This window comes from Bordetella genomosp. 1 (genome assembly GCF_002261335.1).
In the GTDB taxonomy this organism is placed as follows: Bacteria; Pseudomonadota; Gammaproteobacteria; order Burkholderiales; family Burkholderiaceae_B; genus Bordetella.
Window position 1 is genome coordinate 1602519 of the sequence record NZ_NEVL01000003.1, and the last position, 21720, is coordinate 1624238.

Annotated in this window: 19 protein-coding genes; 1 reads left to right on the top strand and 18 read right to left on the bottom strand. The window is 66.5% G+C overall.

Going from position 1 to position 21720, the window contains the following annotated elements:
* Positions 1-13: 13 nt before the first annotated feature.
* The 17 genes from rpsU to ndk all read right to left on the bottom strand — a co-directional run bounded on the left by rpsU (position 14) and on the right by ndk (position 16894).
* Positions 14-226, bottom strand: a complete 213-nt coding sequence (rpsU, locus tag CEG14_RS15660) for a 30S ribosomal protein S21 (protein ID WP_006218592.1) — start codon at positions 224-226, stop codon at positions 14-16.
* 474 nt (positions 227-700) lie between these two features.
* A complete protein-coding gene (locus tag CEG14_RS15665) occupies positions 701-1240 on the bottom strand; it encodes a phosphoribosyltransferase (RefSeq protein WP_094827239.1) in 540 nt (179 codons plus the stop codon).
* 131 nt (positions 1241-1371) lie between these two features.
* Positions 1372-2667 carry an adenylosuccinate synthase gene (locus CEG14_RS15670; RefSeq protein ID WP_176461517.1) on the bottom strand — a complete coding sequence of 432 codons (1296 nt, stop codon included), beginning with the start codon at positions 2665-2667 and terminating at the stop codon, positions 1372-1374.
* A gap of 77 nt (positions 2668-2744) precedes the next feature.
* Complete coding sequence (locus CEG14_RS15675; protein WP_094827576.1) at positions 2745-3902, bottom strand: ATP phosphoribosyltransferase regulatory subunit; 1158 nt, start codon at positions 3900-3902, stop codon at positions 2745-2747.
* Between the two features lie 224 nt (positions 3903-4126).
* Positions 4127-5014, bottom strand: coding sequence for a protease modulator HflC (hflC, locus tag CEG14_RS15680; RefSeq protein ID WP_094827240.1), 888 nt, complete (start codon positions 5012-5014; stop codon positions 4127-4129).
* 18 nt (positions 5015-5032) lie between these two features.
* Complete coding sequence (gene hflK / locus CEG14_RS15685) at positions 5033-6343, bottom strand: FtsH protease activity modulator HflK (protein WP_094827241.1); 1311 nt, start codon at positions 6341-6343, stop codon at positions 5033-5035.
* Positions 6309-7415, bottom strand: coding sequence for a GTPase HflX (gene hflX, locus CEG14_RS15690; RefSeq protein WP_094827242.1), 1107 nt, complete (start codon positions 7413-7415; stop codon positions 6309-6311). The genes hflK and hflX overlap by 35 nt, the downstream gene beginning before the upstream one ends.
* Positions 7416-7505: 90 nt before the next feature.
* Positions 7506-7742 carry an RNA chaperone Hfq gene (hfq, locus tag CEG14_RS15695; RefSeq protein ID WP_003810707.1) on the bottom strand — a complete coding sequence of 79 codons (237 nt, stop codon included), beginning with the start codon at positions 7740-7742 and terminating at the stop codon, positions 7506-7508.
* A gap of 133 nt (positions 7743-7875) precedes the next feature.
* Entirely contained in the window at positions 7876-8958 is a 1083-nt protein-coding gene (gene hisC / locus CEG14_RS15700) for a histidinol-phosphate transaminase (RefSeq protein WP_094827243.1), read from the bottom strand.
* On the bottom strand, positions 8959-10311 hold the full coding sequence (der, locus tag CEG14_RS15705; protein WP_094827244.1) for a ribosome biogenesis GTPase Der: 1353 nt from the start codon (positions 10309-10311) through the stop codon (positions 8959-8961).
* A 20-nt stretch (positions 10312-10331) separates the two neighbouring features.
* Entirely contained in the window at positions 10332-11495 is a 1164-nt protein-coding gene (gene bamB / locus CEG14_RS15710; protein WP_094827245.1) for an outer membrane protein assembly factor BamB, read from the bottom strand.
* 3 nt (positions 11496-11498) lie between these two features.
* Positions 11499-12137, bottom strand: a complete 639-nt coding sequence (locus CEG14_RS15715) for a YfgM family protein (protein WP_094827246.1) — start codon at positions 12135-12137, stop codon at positions 11499-11501.
* Between the two features lies 1 nt (position 12138).
* The gene (gene hisS / locus CEG14_RS15720) at positions 12139-13425 is read right to left on the bottom strand and encodes a histidine--tRNA ligase (protein WP_094827247.1); all 1287 of its coding nucleotides are present in this window, start codon (positions 13423-13425) and stop codon (positions 12139-12141) included.
* Positions 13426-13480: 55 nt separating this feature from the next.
* The gene (gene ispG, locus CEG14_RS15725) at positions 13481-14767 is read right to left on the bottom strand and encodes a flavodoxin-dependent (E)-4-hydroxy-3-methylbut-2-enyl-diphosphate synthase (protein ID WP_094827248.1); all 1287 of its coding nucleotides are present in this window, start codon (positions 14765-14767) and stop codon (positions 13481-13483) included.
* Between the two features lie 17 nt (positions 14768-14784).
* The gene (locus tag CEG14_RS15730) at positions 14785-15285 is read right to left on the bottom strand and encodes a helix-turn-helix domain-containing protein (protein ID WP_094827249.1); all 501 of its coding nucleotides are present in this window, start codon (positions 15283-15285) and stop codon (positions 14785-14787) included.
* A complete protein-coding gene (gene rlmN, locus CEG14_RS15735; RefSeq protein ID WP_094827250.1) occupies positions 15282-16433 on the bottom strand; it encodes a 23S rRNA (adenine(2503)-C(2))-methyltransferase RlmN in 1152 nt (383 codons plus the stop codon). Before rlmN ends, CEG14_RS15730 begins: the two co-directional genes overlap by 4 nt.
* 35 nt (positions 16434-16468) lie before the next feature.
* A complete protein-coding gene (gene ndk, locus CEG14_RS15740) occupies positions 16469-16894 on the bottom strand; it encodes a nucleoside-diphosphate kinase (protein ID WP_094827251.1) in 426 nt (141 codons plus the stop codon).
* 573 nt (positions 16895-17467) lie between these two features.
* On the opposite strand from ndk, the gene CEG14_RS15745 reads away from it, so the two are divergent.
* Positions 17468-20356 (top strand): valine--tRNA ligase, encoded by a 2889-nt coding sequence (locus CEG14_RS15745; protein ID WP_094827252.1) that lies wholly within the window; start codon positions 17468-17470, stop codon positions 20354-20356.
* Between the two features lie 72 nt (positions 20357-20428).
* Here CEG14_RS15745 and CEG14_RS15750 read toward each other — a convergent pair whose 3' ends face one another.
* Positions 20429-21718, bottom strand: a complete 1290-nt coding sequence (locus CEG14_RS15750; protein ID WP_094827253.1) for an NAD(P)/FAD-dependent oxidoreductase — start codon at positions 21716-21718, stop codon at positions 20429-20431.
* Positions 21719-21720 lie beyond the last annotated feature (2 nt).

Here is a 21720-nt window from a genome sequence, read left to right on the forward strand (position 1 = left end):
CGGGAATCAGATATCAATACAGGCGCGGGGGCAGTTGCTGGCTACGAATCCGCTTGTAGTGGCGCTTCACCGCGGCGGCGTGCTTGCGCTTGCGCTCAGCCGTGGGCTTCTCGTAGAACTCGCGCGAACGCAGTTCGGTGAGCAAGCCGGTTTTTTCGATGGTGCGCTTGAAGCGGCGCAGGGCGGCTTCAAACGGTTCGTTTTCCTTCAGTCGAACGATAGGCATAAATTCAGTGGTCTTGAGTAACTACGTTGATGACAAACCTGGCCCTGGCTGGTCGATCGCGCCGCCGTTGGCAGCGCATCCCGACCGGGTGGCCCGGCGCACAAGAGACTTGCAAGCGCCAGACTTTTTCCCGATTCAGACCAGCCGCAACAAGCGTCTGGACCCATCGCCCATCCGTAAGGGGTTACTCAAATAAACCCTCGGCAAGGCAAAAACACAGGTTCGGTTTAGCGATAACCAGCGATTCTAGCATGGCGGCGCCGAAAATGACCAGCGCCGCACCCTGGGGCCCGCAGGGGCGTCAGGCCGGCGCGACACTCGCGCGCACCGGGCCAGGGGCTCGCTCCGGCACGCCGACCGCTACCGGCCGGCCATCCCCGCAAGCCGGAGATGGAGGGCAAGAACGCAGGCCAGAAAACGGGCGGCTGAAAACAGGGCCGGAATCCCGGCCCCGCTGCCCGCCACCCTGCCCGCTCAGCGCGAACCCTTGCGGATCCAGGCTTCGAGCTGGTGCGGCCGCAGGCTGTCGTAATCCTCGAAAGGCTGGTGAATCCAGGGATTCATCGGCAGCTTGTCGACGTAATAATCGGGCGTGGCCTGCGAATGCCCCTTCCACCACAGCACTGCGCTGCGCAGTTCGGTGATCGCGGGGAACTGGTTCTTCAGATGGTCGTGGACCTTCATGAAGGTCTTGCCGGTGTCGACCATGTCGTCAACCAGCAACACCCGGCCCTGCAGGGAGCCGCGCGTGATGGTGATGAACTGGGCGATATCGAGATCACCTTGCTTGGTGCCGGCCGCTTCGCGGTAGCTGCTCGTGGCGAGAATGCCGAGCGGCACGTCGAAGATCCGGGACATCACGTCGCCGACCCGCACACCGCCGCGGGCCAGGCACAGAATCTGGTCGAACTGCCAGCCGGACTCGAACACCTGCAGGGACAGGCGCTCGATCAGGCGGTGATATTCATCCCAGTTCACCCACAGATGGCTGTCGTCGCTGTTTGGCGAGCTCATGGGGGATCATCTCCTGCAAATAAATACGAAAAGGCCGCCGGCAGGTGACCCTGCGGCGGCCTGGCGAATCATAACCCGGGCCGGGGCGGTTGAAAAACCGGGCGCGCTGGCGCCCGGCCCGGGGTGCTGGCTCAGCCCTTGAAGGGGTGGCGCAGCACGATGGTTTCGTTGCGGTCGGGACCGGTCGAGACCAGGTCGATCGGCACGCCGCAGACTTCGGCCACACGCTCCAGGTAGCGGCGCGCGTTGGCGGGCAGCTTGGCGTATTCGGTGATGCCGACGGTGGACTCGGACCAGCCGGGCAGCTCTTCGAGCACGGGCTGGGCCTGGGCCACGGCGTGGGCGCCGTAGGGCAGCACGTCGCGGAACTCGCCGTTGACGCGATAGCCGACGCCGAGCTGGATGGTTTCGAGGCCGTCGAGCACGTCGAGCTTGGTGATGCACAGGCCCGAGATGCCGTTCAGGCGCACCGAGCGCTTGAGCGCGGCGCCGTCGAACCAGCCGCAGCGGCGCGGACGGCCGGTGACCGAACCGAATTCCTTGCCGATGGTGGCCAGGCGGGTGCCGATTTCGTCGACCAGCTCGGTCGGGAACGGGCCCGAGCCGACGCGGGTGGTGTAGGCCTTGGTGATGCCGAGCACATAGTTCAGCGACTGCGGACCGACGCCGGCGCCGGCCGAGGCCGCGCCCGCCACGCAGTTGCTGCTGGTGACGAACGGGTAGGTGCCGTGGTCGACGTCGAGCAGCGCGCCCTGGGCGCCTTCGAACAGCAGGCTGGCGCCTTGCTGCTGGGCCAGGAACAGGTTGCTGGAGACGTCGCGCACCATCGGGGCGATGGCCGGGGCGAGCGCCATGGCCTGGTCGCGCACTTCGTTGGCCGACACGGCTTCGGCGCCCAGGTACTGGGTCAGCACGAAGTTGTGATAGTCGAGCAGCTCTTCGAGCTTTTCGTCGAACAGGCTGGGATTGAAGAGATCCTGGACGCGCAGCGCACGGCGCGCGACCTTGTCTTCGTAGGCGGGACCGATGCCGCGGCCGGTCGTGCCGATCTTGCCCTCGCCCTTGCGGGCCTCGCGCGCCTTGTCGACGGCGACGTGGTACGGCAGGATCAGCGGGCAGATCTCGGAGACCTGCAGACGCGAGCGCACATCGAGACCGGCGGCCTCGAGCTCTTCGATTTCCTTGAGCAGGGCCTCGGGCGACAGCACCACACCGTTGCCGATGTAGCACGTCACGCCGGGATGCATGATGCCCGAAGGGATCAGACGCAGGATGGTCTTCTGGCCGTTGATCCACAGCGTATGGCCGGCGTTGTGACCGCCCTGGAAGCGGACCACGCCCTGGACGGACTCTGCCAGCCAGTCGACGATCTTGCCCTTGCCCTCGTCACCCCATTGGGTGCCGATAACCACTACGTTCTTGCTCATTGTACGAATCAGATATCGAGTTTCTCGGGAAATCCGGAAATCTCCCCGCGGCCCTCCCACGAACGGGAGGGAGTTAGTCACAGCGTCTTGACCGTCCAGGTGCCGTCTTTCAGCACCAGCTCGCGATCGCAAACGTATTCGTCCTGGTCTTGCTCGTGGCCGGGCAACACCTGGACGACGATTTCGCCCGACCGGCGCAGTGCGCGCACCGCATCGATCAGGGCGGGGTCCTGCCCCCACGGCGCGCGCACGGCGCGCCCGGGTTCCGCCGGCGCCAGCCCGGCTGCGAGCTTGCGCAGATCCAGGCTGAAGCCCGTGGCCGGGCGAGCCCGGCCGAATGCGCGGCTGACGTCGTCGTAGCGACCGCCGCGCACCAATGCATCGTGCCAGCCCTCGGCATAGAGCGCGAAGGTGACGCCGGAGTGATAGCCGTAGCCACCCACGTCGGCCAGGTCGATGCCGAGCGCGACGTTCGGCAGCGCATCGACCACGGCCTGCAGATCGTCGAGCGCGGCGGCCAGCACCGGCGAGGCCGGCAGCAGGCGACGCGCCTCTTCGATCACCTCGGCGCCGCCGTACAGCTCGGCCAGCGCCCGCAGGGCCTGCTGCGTTTCGGGACGCAATGCCGGCTCGGCCTGGTTCAGCGCCTTGAGCCCGGCGACGTCTTTTTCGCGCAGCAGCAGAATGATTTCGTCGGCCCGCGTGACGGCGGCCGGGTCGGTGTCGAACAGCGCCTTGACCACGCCGGAGTGGCTGAGTTCGAGGCGCGGCGCGCGCACACCGGCGATGCCTACCGTTTCGAGCACCAAGTTGATGATTTCGAGGTCGGCTTCGAAGCCCGCGTGACCGTAGATCTCGGCGCCGATCTGCAGCAGCTCGCGGCTCGACAGCAGGTCGGCCGGGCGGGCATGCAGCACGGTGCCGCAGTAACAGAGCCGCGTGACGCCGGCACGGTTGAGCAAATGCGCATCGATGCGGGTGACCTGGGTGGTCATGTCGGCGCGTACGCCCAGCGTGCGCCCCGACAGCTGATCCACCAGCTTGCAGGTATACAACCCCAGATCGCTGCCGGTACCCGACAGCAGGGAATCGATGTATTCAACCAGCGGCGGCGCCACCAACTCGAAACCGTAAGTACGGTATAGGTCGAGCAGTTCGCGTCGCAACTCTTCGATGCGCCGGGCCTCGGCCGGCAAGACATCTGCCAGCCCCTCGGGCAGCAACCAGTTACCCATGAAATTCTTTACCTGATTGACGCCTTCGGAAATCGCGAAAGCGTCGCCCAAACGAAAAACGGCTGAGGGGGCGTAAGCCCGCTCAGCCGTTGCGGAATTATTTCTAGCTTACGGGGTATTGTACATGGATCGGCCCGAACCTCCTAGCCTGAATCCCACCCGCGTGCGGATGCGGATCGGGCGCCCGCAGGCGCCCGATCCGCATATTCCGGCCCTGCCGGTTCTTACTTGGCCCCGGCCGCGGCGGGCGTGGGATTCTTGAAGAACTGGAAGAAGTCGGAGCTCGGGTCGACCACGAGCACGTCCCCGGTTTTGGAGAACGCGGCGCGGTAGCCCTCGAGGCTCTTGTAGAACGTGTAGAACTCGGGGTTCTTGCCGAAGGCCTGGGCGTAGATGCCACCCGCCTCGGCATCGCCCTGACCCATCACGCTCTGGGCGCGCGCATAGGCCTGCGCCACGATCACTTCACGCTGGCGATCGGCTTCGGCGCGGATCTTCTCGCTTTCGGCGGCACCGATCGAGCGCAGCTCGTTGGCGACGCGCGTACGCTCGGCTTCCATGCGGCGATAGACCGACTCGGAAATCTCGGGCGCAAACTCGATGCGGCGCAGGCGCACATCCACCACCTGCACGCCGAGCGGCTCGGCACGCTTGGCGACGTTGGTCAGGATTTCGGCCATGACCTTGTCGCGCTCGGCAGAGACGACGTCCTTCACGGTACGCACGTTGACCGAGGCGTTCAGCGCGTCGCGGATCTGGGCCTGCAGACGCTCCTGGGCGGCGCGCTCGTTGCCGCCGAAGGTGACGTAGTACAGACGCGGATCGGCGATGCGCCACTTCACGTACGAATCGATCAGCAGGTTCTTCTTTTCGGAAGTCTGGATGCGCTCGGCATCGGTCGATTCGATGGTGAGGATGCGCTTGTCGAGCGTGACGACGTTCTGGAACGGCGGCGGCGCCTTGAAGTACAGACCCGGCTCGTTGATGACGGTACGGACTTCACCGAGCGAGAACACCAGCGCGTAGTCGCGCTCGCGCACGACGAACACGCAGGAAGACAGGACGGCCAGGATGATGAGAAGGCCGACCAGGTAAGGCATGAGACGTTGCATAGTCAGGGCTCCTCGGGATTAGCGGGACAGCACGCGATCGCGCGTCAGCGTGTTGCCGGTGTTGCTGCTGTTGCCGGCATTGTTTGCCGACCCCGGGGTGCGCGACGGCGCGGGCGGAATGGCGGGCTGGTTCGCGCCCGGCAGGCTCAGATTGCTGCCTTGGGGACGACCCGCATCCTGCGCGGTCTGCTGCATGATCTTGTCGAGCGGCAGATACATCAGCTGGTTGCCGTTCTGCGTGTCGACCATGACCTTGCTGGCGCGCGTGAAGATCTCCTGCATGGTTTCGAGGTAGAGACGCTCGCGCATGACCTGCGGCGCCTTTTCGTACTCGCCGAGGATCGACGTGAAGCGCGCGGCATTACCCTGCGCATCGCCGATGACCTTGGCCTTGTAGCCCTCGGCCTGCTCGAGCATGCGCGACGCCTGGCCGCTGGCGAGCGGCACGACCTGATTGGCGTAGGCCTGGCCTTCGTTGATCTGGCGCTCGCGATCCTGGCCTGCCTTGACGGCGTCGTCGAACGCGGCCTGGACCTGCTCGGGCGGCTGCACGTTCTGGATCGCCACGGTGCTGATCTGGATGCCAGCCTGGTAGCGGTCGAGAATCTGCTGCATCAGCGCCTGCACTTCGCCGGCCACTTCGGTACGGCCTTCGTACAGCACGAAGTCCATCGGCTTCTTGCCGACGATTTCGCGCATGGCGGTTTCGGCGGCCTGACGCACGGCGTCGTCCGGGTCGCGCATCTTGAAGAGGTAGTCGGGCGCGCCATCGGCACGCAGGCGGTACTGCACCACGAACTGCATGTCGACGATGTTTTCGTCGGTGGTGAGCATCAGCGCTTCGGGCAGGACCTTGTTGCGCGAACCGCCCCGGAAGCCCACTTCGAACGTGCGCAGCTGCGACACGTTGACCATTTCATGGGCCTGGATGGGATACGGCATGCGCCACTGGAAACCCGCCGGCGCCGTGCTCTTGTATTTGCCGAACTGGGTGACCACGGCCACCTGGCCTTCCTGGACGATGAAGAAGCCGCTGGCGAGCCACAGGCCCACGCCGACCAGGGCGATCACTCCCAGTCCGATGCGGGCACCTCGCGGCGACGGCGGCGTCATGCCGCCGCGCGGCGCATTGGGGCGGTTGTTGCCACCGCCGCCTTTGCGTCCGAACAGCGAGCCGAGACGATTATTGAAATCGCGCCAGACCTCGTCGAGGTCGGGCGGACCGTCTCCATTGCCCTGGGGCCGCTGCTTGGGCGGCTCGGAGCCATTGTTGTTACCACGACCCCAGCCGGGATCATTCAGATTGAAGAGTTTGTTGATTCGAGGCATTGTTTCCCGCAATCTGTCCGGTCTCTGCAATTGCCCCGCGCAACGCATCCAGACCGGCGCGCTCGGTAGCGCTTACGAATACTCGCGCAATCGTACCATGGGCATCGCGCTCTACCCGCGCAGGCAGGTCGAGGCGGTCGATCTTGTTATATACCAGAATGGTGGGAATCGCGGCAGCGCCGATTTCCTCGAGCACCTTCTGCACTTCCAATACCTGCTCATCGCGCTGCGGGCTCGATGCATCCACCACATGCAGCAGCAGGTCGGCATGCACGGTTTCTTCGAGCGTGGCGCGGAAGGCCGCGATCAGGTTGGGCGGCAGATCGCGGATGAATCCCACCGTATCCGAGATCGCCACCGAGCCCGCCCCTTCGATCCAGAGCCGGCGCGTGGTCGTGTCGAGCGTGGCGAAGAGCTGGTCGGCCGCATAGGCGCCGGCCCGCGTGAGCGAGTTGAACAGCGTGGACTTGCCGGCGTTGGTGTAGCCCACCAGCGACACCGACAGCGCACCGCCGCGCGCACGCGCACGGCGCTGGGTGACGCGCTGGCGCTCGACACGGTCGAGACGTTCGCGCAGCACCTTCACCTTGGCGCCGATCATGCGGCGGTCCATTTCGAGCTGCGATTCGCCCGGCCCGCGCATGCCGATACCGCCGCGCTGACGCTCCAGGTGAGACCACAGACGCGTCAGGCGCGTCGACAGATGCTGCAGCTGTGCGAGCTCGACCTGCAGCTTGCCCTCGTGGCTCTTGGCGCGCAGCGCGAAGATGTCGAGGATCAGCGCAACGCGGTCGACCACGCGCAGATTGAATTCGCGTTCGAGGTTGCGCTGCTGCGCCGGCGACAGCGGCTGGTCGAACAGCACGATGTCGGCCAACAGGGCACCCGCCATCGCGACGCCCTCCTCCACCTTGCCGGAGCCGATGAAGAATTTTGCGTCGGGGCGGTCACGCCGCGCGTTGAGCGTGCCGACGATTTCCGCGCCGGCGCCATCGGCCAGCATCTGGAATTCTTCGGCATGGGCAAGATGATCGGGACTGCCCAGATCCACACTGATAATCAGGGCACGCATACATGCACCATATCGAGGCCAAAGCGAAAATGCCCGCCGGCACGTGAAGTGCGGCGGGCAACAGGAGGTACTGCCGGAGCAATAAGCGGTTTATTCAGCGGGAACTTCCACCTGGAAATTGACGGCGCGAGCCGGAACGACGGTCGAAATCGCATGCTTGTAGACCATCTGGGTGACGGTGTTACGCAGCAGCACCACGTATTGGTCGAAGGATTCGATCTGCCCCTGAAGCTTGATCCCGTTGACCAGATAGATCGACACGGGCACGTGTTCCTTGCGCAGCGTGTTCAGAAACGGGTCTTGCAAAGTTTGCCCTTTATTGCTCATTGGCCAGGCTCCATTTGTTATTGAGTGGTGGTGGCGGACGCCGAAATCTGTACTCTACAGGGTTTTCCCGGGCGGTGCTACTTGGCTGCCCGGGCAAGATGCCACCAGAGTTTTCAGATTTTCCCCGAGGGCGTCACGATGAAAAAATCGCCTTCAGGCCCGTGATGAGACGGGCACATTGATCATTGGTTCCCACCGTGATGCGCAGGAATTGATCGATGCGCGCATGGCGGAAATGACGAACGATAATAGCGCGTTCGCGCAGCGCTGCCGCGAGCTTTGCGCCATCGTGCGAAGGATGTCGCGCAAACACGAAATTGGCGGCCGACGGCAGCACCTCGAAGCCGAGCGCCTGCAGGTCCGCGGTGAGCTGGTCGCGCGTGGCGATGATGGCGCGGCAGGTCTGCTCGAAGTACGGCTGGTCCAGCATCGCAGCCTCGGCACCGGCGGCCGCGAGGCGGTCGATCGGATAGGAGTTGAAGCTGTCCTTCACGCGGTTCAGGCCGTCGATCAGATCGGGATGGCCGATCGCGAAACCGACGCGCAGGCCGGCCAGCGAACGCGACTTCGACAGCGTCTGGATCACCAGCAGGTTGGCGTGACGCGCGACCAGCGCGACGGCGCTCTCGGCGCCGAAGTCGACGTAGGCCTCGTCGATCACGACCACGCACTGCGGGTTGCCCGCGACGACGCGTTCGACGTCGGCCAGCGGCAGCGCGCGGCCGGTGGGCGCGTTGGGATTCGGGAAGATGATGCCGCCCGCGGCCGCGTCGCCCGTGCGCAGGTAATCCTCGGGGGCGATGCGGAAGTCGTCGGTGAGCGCGACGGTTTCGTGCTCGACGCCATACAGGCCGCAGTAGACCGGATAGAAGCTGTAGCTGATGTCCGGAAACAGCAGCTTGCGGCCGTCGTGCTTGAGCAGCGCCTGGAACACGTGCGCCAGCACTTCGTCGGAGCCGTTGCCCACGAACACATGGCCGGCGGTGATGCCGTGGCCTGCCTGCGTGGCGATGGCCTCGCGCAGACGGTCGGAGGCCGGATCGGGATAGAGGCGCAGCGTGTCGCCCGTGGCGGCGCGGATGGCCTCGATCGCCTTGGGCGACGGGCCATACGGATTTTCGTTGGTGTTGAGCTTGACGAGGTCGAGCAGCTTGGGCTGCTCGCCCGGCACATACGGACTGAGCGCCCCGACGATGGGGCTCCAGTAGCGGGACATTTACTTATCCTCGGCGTAGGGGTTGCGCGAAGACTTGAATTCGATGCGCAGCGGCGTGCCGGCCAGGTCGAAGGCGTTGCGGAAACGCGTTTCGAGGTAGCGGCGATAGGAATCGGGAATGGCGTCGAGCGCGTTGCCGTGGATGACCACGAGCGGCGGGTTCTGGCCGCCCTGGTGCGCATAGCGCATCTTGGGACGGAAGATGCCCTTGCGCGGGGGCTGCTGCTGCTCGACGGCGGCCTGCAGCTCGCGCGTGAGCTTGGGCGTGGAGAGATCGGCAAAGGCCGCGGCATGGGCGGCATTGACCGACTTCAGCAGCGGGCGGATGCCCTGGCCCTTGAGCGCCGAGATGGTGTGCACGCGTGCAAACGACAGGAAGCGCAGCTTGCGCTGGAACTCGCGCTCGATGCGCTCGCGCTGGTCGTCGTCGAGGCCATCCCATTTGTTGATGGCCACCACCACCGCACGGCCGGTTTCGAGCACGAAGCCGGCGATGTGCGCGTCCTGTTCGGAGACCTCGGTCTGCGCGTCGATCATCAGCAGCACCACGTTGCAGGCCTCGATGGCCTGCAGGGTCTTGATGACCGAGAACTTCTCGATGGCCTCGAACACCTTGCCGCGCTTGCGCAGGCCGGCGGTGTCGATCAGCGTGTACTTGCGGCCATCGCGATCGAAGTCGATCTCGATGGCATCACGCGTGGTGCCGGGCATGTCGAAGGCGATCACGCGCTCTTCGCCCATCAGCGTGTTGATCAGCGTGGACTTGCCGACGTTGGGGCGGCCCACGATGGCCAGCTTGATGCGGTGGTCGTGCGCGGCCTCCTGCTCGGCCTCGTCTTCGGGCGCGGGGTCGACCAGGTCGGCCAGCGCCGTTTCGATCAGGTCGACGATGCCGTCGCCATGCGCGGCCGAGATCGGATGCGGCTCGCCCAGGCCGAGCTCGTGGAACTCGGTCGTGGCCTTGCCCTCGCTCATGCCTTCCGCCTTGTTCACGGCGAGCAGCACGCGCTGCTGGCCGGACTTGCGCAGCAGCCGGGCGATCTCGTGGTCGTGGGCGTTGACGCCGGCACGGGCATCGACCAGGAACACCACCACGTCGGCTTCGGCGATGGCCTGGCGCGTCTGGCGCGCCATCTCGGCCAGGATGCCATCCTTGGCGACCGGTTCGAAACCGCCGGTGTCGACCACGATGAAAGGCGTGTCGCCAACCCTGCCCTCGCCGTAGTGCCGGTCGCGGGTCAGGCCGGAATAGTCGGCCACCAACGCCGCGCGGGAGCGCGTGAGGCGGTTGAAGAGGGTCGACTTGCCCACATTGGGGCGGCCGACCAGGGCAACGACAGGTTTGAAAGCCACGGTGTAAGACTGATTAGAAATTAGTTGGTGCCGATGAGGACCAGATTGCCGTTACCGGTCTGGACCACCACGCCTTGTTGCGTGGACTGGGGCGGCGATACCACTGCGCCGCCGCCCACCGACAGGCGCGCCATCAGGCGGCCGTCGCTGCGCGACAGGAAGTGGACGTAGCCGTCGTAGTCGCCGACGGCGACCGCGCTGCCCAGGATGGCCGGCGAGGTCAGTTTACGGTTCTTCAGGCCCGCCTGCTTCCAGACGTTGTTGCCATTGTCGAGCGCGAAGGCGCTGACGATGCCACTCTGGTCGGGGGCGTAGGCGTTACGGTCGTCGACCATCATGCCGCTCGAGCTGGAGAAATCCTTGGCCCACAGCGGGCGGCCGCCCTGGGTCACGTCGAAGCACACGATGCGGCCCTGGTAGGCCACCGCGCACAGCAGCGGGCCCGCGAGGCGCGGCGCGCCGACCACGTCGGTCAGGCGTTCGAGGTCGCTGGCGCCCTTGGGCGTGGCGACGGTGCCTTCCCACTGGACGTTGCCCGAGGCGACGTTGATGGCCAGCATCTTGCCGCCGGGCAGGCCGGTGATGGCGAGGCCTTCGGCCATGACCATCTGGGCAGCGCTGCGCAGGGCCAGCGCCGGACCCGGACGCTGCAGGCTCCAGAGCCGGTTGCCGCTCTGGGCGTCGAAGGCCTGGATGCGGTAGTCGCCGCTGCGCACCACGACGACGCCGTAGCCCACCGCAGGCGGGATCTCGACGTCGCTGGTGGCCTTGGCGCGCCACTTGATCTTGCCGGTGTCGTCGAACGCGATGACCTCGCCCGAGGGCGTGGCCACGGCGGTGGTGGTGCCGTCGGAGCCGACGCCGGCCGACAGCTTGGACTCGGCCTTGCTCTTCCAGATCACGCGGCCGCTCTGCAGGTCGAACTTGCCGACCGAGCCATCCGGGGTGGCGGCGTAGATCGCATCGCCGATGACCGTGGGCGCGAAGCCCAGGCCGGAACCGCTGCCGATCGATTGGGACCACACGGCGCGCACGGACATCGCCGGCGCGTAGTCGGTGAGGGGCGCGGGCGCATAGCGGTCGTCGTCTTTCGAGAACCACGAGCACGCGCTCAGGGCCAGCACACTGCTCAACACGACGGCGCCGCGCCACAGCTGGCGGCCAGGACGGGAATTACGCATCACTTGTCAGGCTCCGGTCAAAGCATCGAGCTTCAGTTGTACGGCTTGCGTGAGGGGATTGGCGGTGCCGAGGCCGTCGACGGCCTGCTGCCACGCGGTACGGGCCTCGTCGCGCTTGCCCTGCGCGGCCAGGATGTCGCCGCGGCGGTCGGCGTAGAGCGCGGCGAACGATGCCGGCGGGTTGTTGAGCTGGGCCAGCGCGGCGTCGTACTGCTTCTGATCGAGCAGCAGGCCGGCCAGGCGCAGGCGCGCCACGGGCTGCAGGCCGGGCTGCTTATCTTGGGCGGCCAGCCATTCGAGCTGTTCGCGTGCGCCGTCGGTGTCTTTCTGGGCGGCGAGCGCGGTGGCGGCGACGAGCGCGCCGCGGCCGGCGTAGCCGGTGGCCGGGTAATCTTTGCGCAGCGTGTCGGCGGCGGCCTTGATGCGGCCGGCCGAGTCGGCGCCGCCCAGGCGGGCCGCGTCTTCGAGCGCTTCGAAGTAACCCATCGCCTTGTTGGCTTCATAGCCCTGGTAGGCCTTCCAGCCGGAATGGCCGCCCCAGGCCAGCACGATCACGGTGGCGACGCCGAGCAGCAAGGTGCCCCAGCGAGCCCACCATGCCTTGATTGCGTCGAGTTTTTCCTGTTCTTCGAGATCGTATGCCATGCTAACCCTTGGATTTCAAAACTTCAGCCAACTGTGCGAGCGCCACCTGTTGCTGGGCGGCATCGCCCTCGGCGACACCGCGCAGGTATTTGACGCTGGCGCTCTGGTTGGCCACTTCGTCGTCGCCAAGAATAACCGCAACGCGCGCGCCGCTGGCATCGGCCCGCTTGAATTGCGCCTTGAAACTGCTTGCGCCGGCATGCACGACCACGTCGAAGCCGGCGTCGCGCAGGTCTTCGCCCACGCGCGCGGCCAGGCGCTGAGCGGCCTCGCCCTGGTGCACCACGTACACCTCGCACTCCGGCACGGCCTGGGCCGGCACGGTCTGTTCCCAGAGGTCGAGCAGGCGCTCGACGCCGATGGCGAAGCCCACCGCGGGCGCGGCCTTGCCGCCCAGCAGCTCGACCAGGCCGTCGTAGCGACCACCGCCGCAGACGGTGCCCTGGGAGCCGAGCCGGTCGGTGACCCACTCGAACACGGTGAGGTTGTAGTAATCCAGGCCGCGCACCAGGCGCGGATTGAGGCGGTATTCGATGCCCGCGTCGGTCAGGCGCTGGCACAGGCCGTCGAAGTGCGCACGCGACTCGTCGCCCAGGAAGTCGAACAGGCGCGGCGCGCTGTCCGCCATTTCCTGCATGGCCGGATTCTTGGTGTCGAGCACGCGCAGCGGGTTGGTGTAGAGCCGGCGCTTGCCGTCTTCATCGAGGATGTCGACGTGCTTTTCGAGGTGGGCGATCAGCGCGGCGCGGTGCGCGGCGCGTTCGGCCGGCTGACCCAGCGAATTGAGCTCGAGGCGGATGTCGGTCAGGCCCAGCATCTTCCAGAGGCGGGCCAGCATGACGATCAGCTCGGCATCCACGTCGGGGCCGGCAAAGCCCAGCGCCTCGACGTCGATCTGGTGGAACTGGCGATAGCGGCCGCGCTGCGGGCGCTCGTGGCGGAACACCGGACCGATCGAGTAGACGCGGTGCGGCCGATCGTAGAGCAGGTTGTGCTCGATCGAGGCGCGCACGATGCCGGCCGTCATTTCGGGGCGCATCGTGAGCTGGTCGCCGTTCAACGCATCGTTGAAGGTGTACATCTCTTTCTCGACGATGTCGGTCACCTCGCCGATGCCGCGGGCGAACAGGCGGGTGTGCTCCAGCACCGGCGTGCGGACGTTGCGGTAGCCGTAGCTGCGCAGCCAGCCGCGCACGATTTCCTCGAAACGTTCCCACTGGGCGCTCTGGCCGGGCAACAGGTCGTTCATCCCGCGGATCGCGGAGACTTTCTGGAAAGCTTGCGTCATCTTTGTCGTGCCGCCATCGCCCGTTGCCACGGGCACGGCAGCCTGGTCCTTGTACTTAATGGGAGGCGTCGGCGCCGTAGCGGCGGGCGACGTAGTCTTCGACGATGGCCTGGAACTCTTCGGCGATGTGGTCGCCCTTGAGCGTGACGGTGCGTTCACCGTCGACGAACACCGGGGCGGCCGGCACTTCACCGGTTCCGGGGAGGCTGATGCCGATGTCGGCATGGCGGCTCTCTCCGGGCCCGTTGACCACACAGCCCATGACCGCGACGTTCATGCTTTCGACGCCGGGGTAGCGGCTGCGCCACAGCGGCATCTGGCGGCGCAGATACGTCTGGATGCTGTCGGCCAGCTCCTGGAAGAAGGTGCTGCTGGTGCGGCCGCAACCGGGGCAGGCCACGACCATGGGCGTGAAGGCACGCAGGCCCATGGTCTGGAGGATTTCCTGCGCGACCACGGCCTCGCGGCTGCGGTCGCCGCCGGGCTCGGGCGTGAGCGAGATGCGGATCGTGTCGCCGATGCCCTGCTGCATCAGCACGGCCAGCGCGGCGGTGGACGCCACGATGCCCTTGCTGCCCATGCCGGCCTCGGTGAGGCCCAGGTGCAGCGGGTAGTCGCAGCGCGCGGACAGGTCGCGATAGACCGCGATCAGGTCCTGGACATGGCTGACCTTGCACGACAGCACGATCTTGTCGCCGCCCAGGCCCAGCTCTTCGGCGCGCAGCGCATTGCTGATGGCCGACTCGACCAGCGCGTCGCGCATCACGGCCTGGGCTTCCCAGGGCGTGCTGCGGGCGTTGTTCTGGTCCATCTTGCGCGCCATCAATTCGTGATCGAGGCTGCCCCAGTTGACGCCGATGCGCACCGGCTTGTCGTGGCGGCAGGCCACTTCGATCATCTGGGCGAAGTTGTCGTCGCGGCGCTTGCCGCCGCCCATGTTGCCCGGATTGATGCGGTACTTCGACAGCGCCTGGGCGCAGTCGGGATATTGCGTGAGCAGCTTGTGGCCGTTGTAGTGGAAGTCGCCGACCAGCGGCGCCGACACGCCCATGCGGTCGAGCTGCTCGCGGATCGCGATCACTTCGCGCGCGGCTTCCGGCGTGTTGACGGTGATGCGCACCATCTCCGAACCGGCCTGCACCAGATCCTTGACCTGGATCGCGGTGGCGATCGGATCGGCGGTGTCGGTGTTGGTCATGGACTGCACCACGACCGGGTGATCGCCACCGATGGTGACGACGCGCTCGCCCCACTTGACCTGGACGGCGCGCGTAGTGCGACGCGGCGCGGCGCCCACCTCGGGCGGCGGCGTGTCCTGGCAGGGCTTGGACTGATCTTGCATGAATCGGGCCGCTGTTGTTACTTGGTCAACTGGGAAACCCACTGGAACGACAGCCATTCGCGCGGAAGCCAGCCTTGCCAGAAGGCATAGCCCACGCCGGCGGCGATCAACAGCAGGATGACGACCCACCAGCCCCACGAGCCGCCGGAGCGGTCTTCTTCGCCGGGCAGGCCATCGCCACCGCGCAGGCCGCGCGTCTGCGACAGCTTGGCGGGCGCGGGCGCCGGCGCCTGGACGTCGAGCGAGCCGGCAATCGCCTGGCCGTCGGCGCCCAGCAGGCGGGCGTAGTTGCGGATCAGGCCGCGCAGCGACACGCCGGTGGGCAGCGCGTCCCAGCGCTCTTCTTCGAGCGCCTCGATCTGGCGCGCCGAAAACTTGATGCGGCCGGACACTTCTTCGAGCGACCAGCCCTTGGACAGGCGCAACGCGCGCAGGGCTGCGCCAACAGTCGCCGCCTGCGATCCGGATCCCGGAGCGGGAGCGGCTTGCGATACTGCTGGAGCAATTTCCTGCGTCATGCGGGCACCTGTCGAATGGGAATGGACCGAGCCGCGGCGTTGCGCTCGGTGATACGCGTGCGGTCCTTGACCTCGCCGGCCAGCTGGCCACAGGCCGCGTCGATGTCGTCGCCACGGGTCTTGCGCACCGTGGTGATGATGCCGGCGTCCATCAGGCGTTGGGCAAAGACCTTCACCCGGGCGGCGGCGGAGCGCTTCAGGCCCGAGGCGGGGAACGGATTGAACGGAATCAGATTGAGCTTGCAGCGCACCTGGCGCGCAATCTGGATCAGTTCCTTGGCGTGCTGGTCGGTGTCGTTGACGCCATCCAGCATGCAGTATTCGAACGTGATGAAGTCGCGCGGCGCGTGCTCGAGATAGCGATTGCACGCGGCCAGCAGTTCCTTCAGCGGGTACTTCTTGTTGAGCGGCACGAGCTCGTCGCGCAGCGCATCGTTGGGCGCGTGCAGCGAGACGGCCAGCGCCACAGGGCAATCGAGCGCGAGACGGTCCATCTGCGGCACGACACCGGAGGTGGACACGGTGACGCGGCGGCGCGACAGGCCATAGGCATTGTCGTCGAGCATCAGGCGCAGCGCGGGCAGCACCTGGTCGTAGTTCAGGAGGGGCTCGCCCATGCCCATCATCACGACGTTGCTGATCACGCGGGTGTCTTCGGCGGTCTTGGCGTTGGCCAGGCGCGCGGAGCCTTGATCGGCCTCGACGGCACGCTTGGCGAACCAGAGCTGGCCGATGATCTCGTCGGTGCGCAGGTTGCGGTTGAAACCCTGGTGGCCGGTCGAACAGAAGCGGCAGTTCACCACGCAGCCGGCCTGGCTGGAGATGCACAAGGTGCCGCGGTCGTCTTCGGGAATGAAGACGGTTTCGATGGCGTTGCCCTGCCCCACGTCGAACAGCCACTTGCGTGTACCGTCGACGGAGCGCTGCTCGGTGTTCACCGGCAGCGCTTCGATCAGGCAGTTTTCGGCCAGCTGCCCGCGGAAATCACGGGCAAGGTCGGTCATGGCGTCGAACGAATCGGCGCCGCGCTGATGGATCCAGCGTTGCAGCTGACGGGCGCGAAACGGCTTGCCGCCCCACTTCCCGACCAGGTCGGCAAGGGCGCCGGCATCCATGCCCAGCAGGTTGATTCGTTCGATGGTGCTCATGACTCAGGGACTGACAGAAAAGCTGAATCCGACAATCAACGGCTGTGGATGTTGATTTCGGGGAAGAAGAAAGCCACTTCAACGGCGGCGGTTTCGGCAGCGTCCGAACCGTGCACGGCGTTGGCGTCGATGCTTTCGGCGAAGTCGGCGCGGATCGTGCCGGGAGCGGCCTTCTTGGGGTCGGTGGCGCCCATCAGGTCACGGTTCTTGGCAATCGCGCCTTCGCCTTCCAGCACTTGCACGAACACCGGGCCCGAGATCATGAAGTCGACCAGGTCCTTGAAGAAGGGGCGCTCGCTGTGCACGGCGTAGAAACGCTCGGCGTCGGCGCGCGACAGTTGTTGCAGGCGGGCAGCGATGACCTTCAGGCCGGCTTGCTCGAAACGGGCAACGATCTGACCGATGACGTTCTTGGCGACGGCGTCGGGCTTGATGATCGAGAGGGTGCGTTCAATGGACATGAGAACTCCAAAAGACTGACTTGCGACAGATTTCAATTTATAAGGGTTTGACGCCCGGCCACGCCGAGAGTTTCTGCGCGGCGGCGACCGACGTGACGGCCTGGCTCTCGCCTGCGTCCGGCGCGCGCGTGGCGCGGCGCGAAGGCTCCGCGAATCGCGCAGCGTTCGCGGTGTCGGCAACGGCGCGCGGCGGCACGGCCCGAGGCCCTGCGACACGCACCCTGCCACACTGCGCCGCCTGCCCGAACCGGCCTTGGCGGCCGGGGCTCGAGCTGCTGCCTGGCGGCGGCGAGGTCAGCGCTGTTGCCAGGAAGCTGAGGCCTGCCACGCTTGCCAGTATCCATTGCGGCACCGGAAAACACAGAAAAAACCAGAGGTCACGACCCGGCCCGAACGTCTGAACCAGGATTCGACACTGGCAACCGATCAGATTTTCTCAATAAAAACAGAGACTTCTAAAAGGTTTACAGTAACCCGGCATTCTAACACGCCGACACGACCGCATTACATCTTAAAATTGATGGTTTGCTCGACCGCCCAGATGGTCGGGCCCCTGTTTGCTGGAACTGAGTAATGACCCAAGCTGCCGACCCCAATTCCTCCCCGAACGACACCCCGGAACTGTCCAAGAGCTTCGAGCCCGCCGAGATCGAATCGCGCTGGTACGACGTATGGGCCAAGCGGGGCTACTTCGACGGTGGCCGCCACGTAGAAACGGGGTCGGATAGCCAACCCTACTGCATCCAGTTCCCGCCGCCGAACGTGACGGGCACGCTGCACATGGGCCACGCGTTCAACCAGACCATCATGGATGGCCTGATCCGCTACCACCGCATGGGCGGCGACGACACCGTCTTCATCCCCGGCACCGACCACGCCGGCATCGCCACCCAGATCGTGGTCGAGCGCCAGCTCGACGCGCAGGGCGTGTCGCGCCACGACCTCGGCCGCGAAGCCTTCGTGGAAAAGGTCTGGGAATGGAAGGAGCAGTCGGGCAACACCATTACCAGCCAGGTGCGCCGTCTCGGCGCCTCGGCCGACTGGCCGCGCGAATACTTCACCATGGACGAGCGCATGTCGCGCGGCGTGGTGGAGACCTTCGTGCAGATGTATCGCCAGGGCCTGATCTATCGCGGCAAGCGCCTGGTCAACTGGGATCCGAAGCTGCTGACGGCGGTGTCGGACCTGGAAGTGCAGTCGGAGGAAACCGACGGCTTCATGTGGCACATCGAATACCCCTTCGTCGACGGTCCGCAGACTATCACCGACAAGGAAGGCAACACGGTCACGCTGCGCGGCCTGACGATCGCCACCACCCGCCCCGAGACCATGCTGGCCGACGGCGCGCTGTGCGTGCATCCCGAGGATGCCCGCTACAAGCACCTGGTGGGCAAGCTGGTCGAGCTGCCGCTGTGCGATCGCAACATTCCCATCATCGCCGACGACTTCGTCGATCCTGAATTCGGCACGGGCTGCGTGAAGATCACCGGCGCGCACGACTTCAACGACTACGCCTGCGCCCTGCGCCACGACCTGCCGCTGATCGTGATCTTCACGCTCGACGCGCACATCAACGAAAACGGCCCGAAGCAGTTCCAGGGCCTGGAGCGCTACGAGGCGCGCAAGGCGGTGGTGGCCCAGCTCGAGGCCGACGGCTACCTGGTCCGTGTCGAACCGCACAAGATGATGCAGCCGCGCGGCGACCGCACCGGCGTCGTGCTCGAGCCCATGCTCACCGACCAGTGGTTCGTGGCTATGAGCAAGCCCGCGCCCGAAGGCACCATCAATCCGGGCAAGAGCATCACGGAAGTGGCGCTCGAGGCCGTGGCCGACGGCCGCATCACGTTCTACCCCGAGAACTGGACCACGATCTACAACCAGTGGCTCAACAACATCCAGGACTGGTGCATCTCGCGCCAGCTCTGGTGGGGCCACCAGATTCCGGCCTGGTTCTCCGAAGACGGCCAGGTGTTCGTGGCCCACTCCGAGGCCGATGCGGTCGAACAGGCCCGCGCCGCCGGCGTAAGCGGCCCGCTCACGCGCGACCCCGACGTGCTCGACACGTGGTTCTCCTCGGCGCTGGTGCCCTTCACCACGCTGGGCTGGCCCGAAAAGACGCCCGATCTGGCGCGCTACCTGCCGTCGAGCGCGCTGGTCACCGGCTTCGACATCATCTTCTTCTGGGTCGCGCGCATGGTCATGATGACGATGCACATGACCGGCAGCATCCCGTTCAAGCATGTCTACGTGCACGGCCTGATCCGCGACGCCGACGGCCAGAAGATGAGCAAGTCCAAGGGCAACACGCTCGATCCGGTCGACCTGATCGACGGCATCGACCTGGACTCGCTGGTGAAGAAGCGCACCTTCGGCCTGATGAACCCGAAGCTGGCGGGCAAGATCGAGAAGGACACGCGGCGCCAGTATCCGGACGGCATTCCGGCGTTCGGCACCGATGCGCTGCGCTTCACGATGGCCGCCTATGCCACGCTGGGCCGCAACATCAACTTCGACCTCAAGCGCTGCGAGGGTTATCGCAACTTCTGCAACAAGCTCTGGAACGCCACGCGCTTCGTGCTGATGAACACCGAGGGCCACGACCTGCACGGCAGCGATGCCGGCGAGCTGTCGTTTGCCGACAAGTGGATCGTGAGCCAGCTGCAGGCGCTCGAGGCCGACGTGGCGCGCGGCTTCGCCGACTACCGCTTCGACAACATCGCCAACGCGCTATACCGCTACGTCTGGGATGAGTACTGCGACTGGTACGTGGAACTGGCCAAGGTCCAGATCCAGACCGGCACGCCGGCCCAGCAGCTCGGCACCCGCCGCACGCTGATCCGCGTGCTCGAAGCGGTGCTGCGCCTGGCCCACCCGATCATCCCGTTCATCACCGAAGAGCTGTGGCAGAAGGTGTCGGTGGTGGCCGGCAAGCGCAAGGACGGCGAGACCGGCAGCGTCAGCGTGCAACCCTACCCGCGCGTCAATCCCGCCGCGATCGACACCGCGGCCGAAGCCGAAGTGGCCACCCTCAAGGCGCAGATCGAGGCCGTGCGTGCCCTGCGCGGCGAGATGAACCTCTCGCCGGCGCAGCGCGTGCCGCTGATCGCCCAGGGCGACGCCGAGGTGCTCAAGCGCAACGCGCCCTATCTCGCCGCGCTCGCCAAGCTGAGCCAGGTCGACGTGGTCGACGCCCTGCCCGACGCCGGCGCGCCGGTGCAGGTGGTGGGCGGTGCGCACCTGATGCTGCACGTGGAGATCGACGTGGTCGCCGAGCGTGCCCGCCTCGACAAGGAAATTGCCCGTCTCGAGGGCGAGATCGCCAAGGCCAACGGCAAGCTCGGCAACGCCAGCTTCGTCGAACGCGCGCCCGCCGCGGTGGTCGAGCAGGAAAAGGCTCGTCTCGTGCAGTTCGACGAGACGCTCGGCAAGGTGCGCGAGCAGCGCGCCAAGCTGGGCAACTGATCCCCGCCGCCTGATAGCGCGACACAACCCCGGGCCTGGTCCCGGGGTTTTTGTTTGCGCACGCAACCGGCCTCAGACGCCGCCGTCGGTCATGCGATACCAGGTCACGACGGCGTTGACGTAGATGCGGCGCAGGCCGTAGAGCGGAAACGCGCGAATCGGCGTGACCGGCAACGGCAGAGCCTCGGCGTCGCCCGTGGCCACATACTCGGCCATGGCCTGGCCCATGCGGGTCTGCAGGCCCACGCCGCGCCCCTGGCAGCCGATGTCGACCAGCAGCCCGGGCGCAGGTTCGTGCAGGTGCGGCAGGTAGTCGCGCGTGACCGCCACCCGGCCGCACCAGCGGTACTGGAACGGCGCGCCCGCGACCTGCGGGAACAGCTTGAACATGACGCGTTCGAGATGGGCCCAGTCCTGCTGGCCGCGCGGCTCGCGGAACGGGCCGCGCCCGCCCATCAGCAGCCTGCCCTCGTGATCGAGGCGGAAGTACAGCAGCAGATTGCGCGTGTCGGAACACACTTGGCCCTGCGGAAGAATGGTTTCGCGGATCGCGTCGGGCAAGGGCGCGGTGGCCACCTGGAACGTGTTGGCGTCGATGATGGAGCGCTTGAGCCCCGGCCACAGATCGCCGCCGTAGGCGTTGGTGCACATCACCACCCGATCGGCCGAGACGGTGGCGCCGCCCGCGGTGCGCGCCTGCCAGCGGCCGCCGTTGCGCTCCAGTGCGGTCACCGGGGTGTCGGTATGCAGCTGCGCGCCGGCGGCCTGCGCGGCGCGCGCCAGGCCGCGCACATAGCTCAGCGGCTGCACGGCGCCGGCGCGGCCGTCGAGCCAGCCGCCCAGATAGCGCTCGGTGCCGAGCAGCGCGCCGACCTCGGCGCGATCCAGCGGCCGCGCATCGACGCCGTGGCGCTGCCATTGCGCGGCGCGGCCCTGCGCGATCCGCAGCGCCGCGGGGGTGTGCGCGCCCTGGATCCACCCGGCGCGCCGGTGCGGCACGTCCATGCGGTGACGTGCGATCAGGTCGAACACGGCGTCGGCCGTGCCGCCGGCGAAGCGCACCAACCGCGCGCCACGCTCGGGGCCGTACATCGCGACCAGATCATCGGGGTCGTACTTGAGGCCCGGAATCACCTGTCCGCCGTTGCGGCCCGAGCCGCCGAACCCGATCTCGCGCGCCTCCAGCAACCGTACCGACACGCCGCGCTCGGCCAGGTGCAGGGCCGTGCTGAGCCCGGCATAGCCGCCCCCGATCACAAGCACGTCGGCCTGGGCCGATTCGGTCAGCGGCGCCGTGTCGGGCGCGGGCGCCGCGGTGGCGGCCCACAGCGAGGGAGACAGCGGAAAGGGCGCTTGCGACATGA

Bases quoted from the DNA above. Each gene is read 5' to 3' on its own strand.
- rpsU (WP_006218592.1), bottom strand. From the start codon at position 226: ATGCCTATCGTTCGACTGAAGGAAAACGAACCGTTTGAAGCCGCCCTG.
- CEG14_RS15665 (WP_094827239.1), bottom strand. From the start codon at position 1,240: ATGAGCTCGCCAAACAGCGACGACAGCCATCTGTGGGTGAACTGGGAT.
- CEG14_RS15670 (WP_176461517.1), bottom strand. From the start codon at position 2,667: ATGAGCAAGAACGTAGTGGTTATCGGCACCCAATGGGGTGACGAGGGC.
- CEG14_RS15675 (WP_094827576.1), bottom strand. From the start codon at position 3,902: ATGGGTAACTGGTTGCTGCCCGAGGGGCTGGCAGATGTCTTGCCGGCC.
- hflC (WP_094827240.1), bottom strand. From the start codon at position 5,014: ATGCAACGTCTCATGCCTTACCTGGTCGGCCTTCTCATCATCCTGGCC.
- hflK (WP_094827241.1), bottom strand. From the start codon at position 6,343: ATGCCTCGAATCAACAAACTCTTCAATCTGAATGATCCCGGCTGGGGT.
- hflX (WP_094827242.1), bottom strand. From the start codon at position 7,415: ATGCGTGCCCTGATTATCAGTGTGGATCTGGGCAGTCCCGATCATCTT.
- hfq (WP_003810707.1), bottom strand. From the start codon at position 7,742: ATGAGCAATAAAGGGCAAACTTTGCAAGACCCGTTTCTGAACACGCTG.
- hisC (WP_094827243.1), bottom strand. From the start codon at position 8,958: ATGTCCCGCTACTGGAGCCCCATCGTCGGGGCGCTCAGTCCGTATGTG.
- CEG14_RS15715 (WP_094827246.1), bottom strand. From the start codon at position 12,137: ATGGCATACGATCTCGAAGAACAGGAAAAACTCGACGCAATCAAGGCA.
- hisS (WP_094827247.1), bottom strand. From the start codon at position 13,425: ATGACGCAAGCTTTCCAGAAAGTCTCCGCGATCCGCGGGATGAACGAC.
- ispG (WP_094827248.1), bottom strand. From the start codon at position 14,767: ATGCAAGATCAGTCCAAGCCCTGCCAGGACACGCCGCCGCCCGAGGTG.
- CEG14_RS15730 (WP_094827249.1), bottom strand. From the start codon at position 15,285: ATGACGCAGGAAATTGCTCCAGCAGTATCGCAAGCCGCTCCCGCTCCG.
- rlmN (WP_094827250.1), bottom strand. From the start codon at position 16,433: ATGAGCACCATCGAACGAATCAACCTGCTGGGCATGGATGCCGGCGCC.
- ndk (WP_094827251.1), bottom strand. From the start codon at position 16,894: ATGTCCATTGAACGCACCCTCTCGATCATCAAGCCCGACGCCGTCGCC.
- CEG14_RS15745 (WP_094827252.1), top strand. From the start codon at position 17,468: ATGACCCAAGCTGCCGACCCCAATTCCTCCCCGAACGACACCCCGGAA.
- CEG14_RS15750 (WP_094827253.1), bottom strand. From the start codon at position 21,718: ATGTCGCAAGCGCCCTTTCCGCTGTCTCCCTCGCTGTGGGCCGCCACC.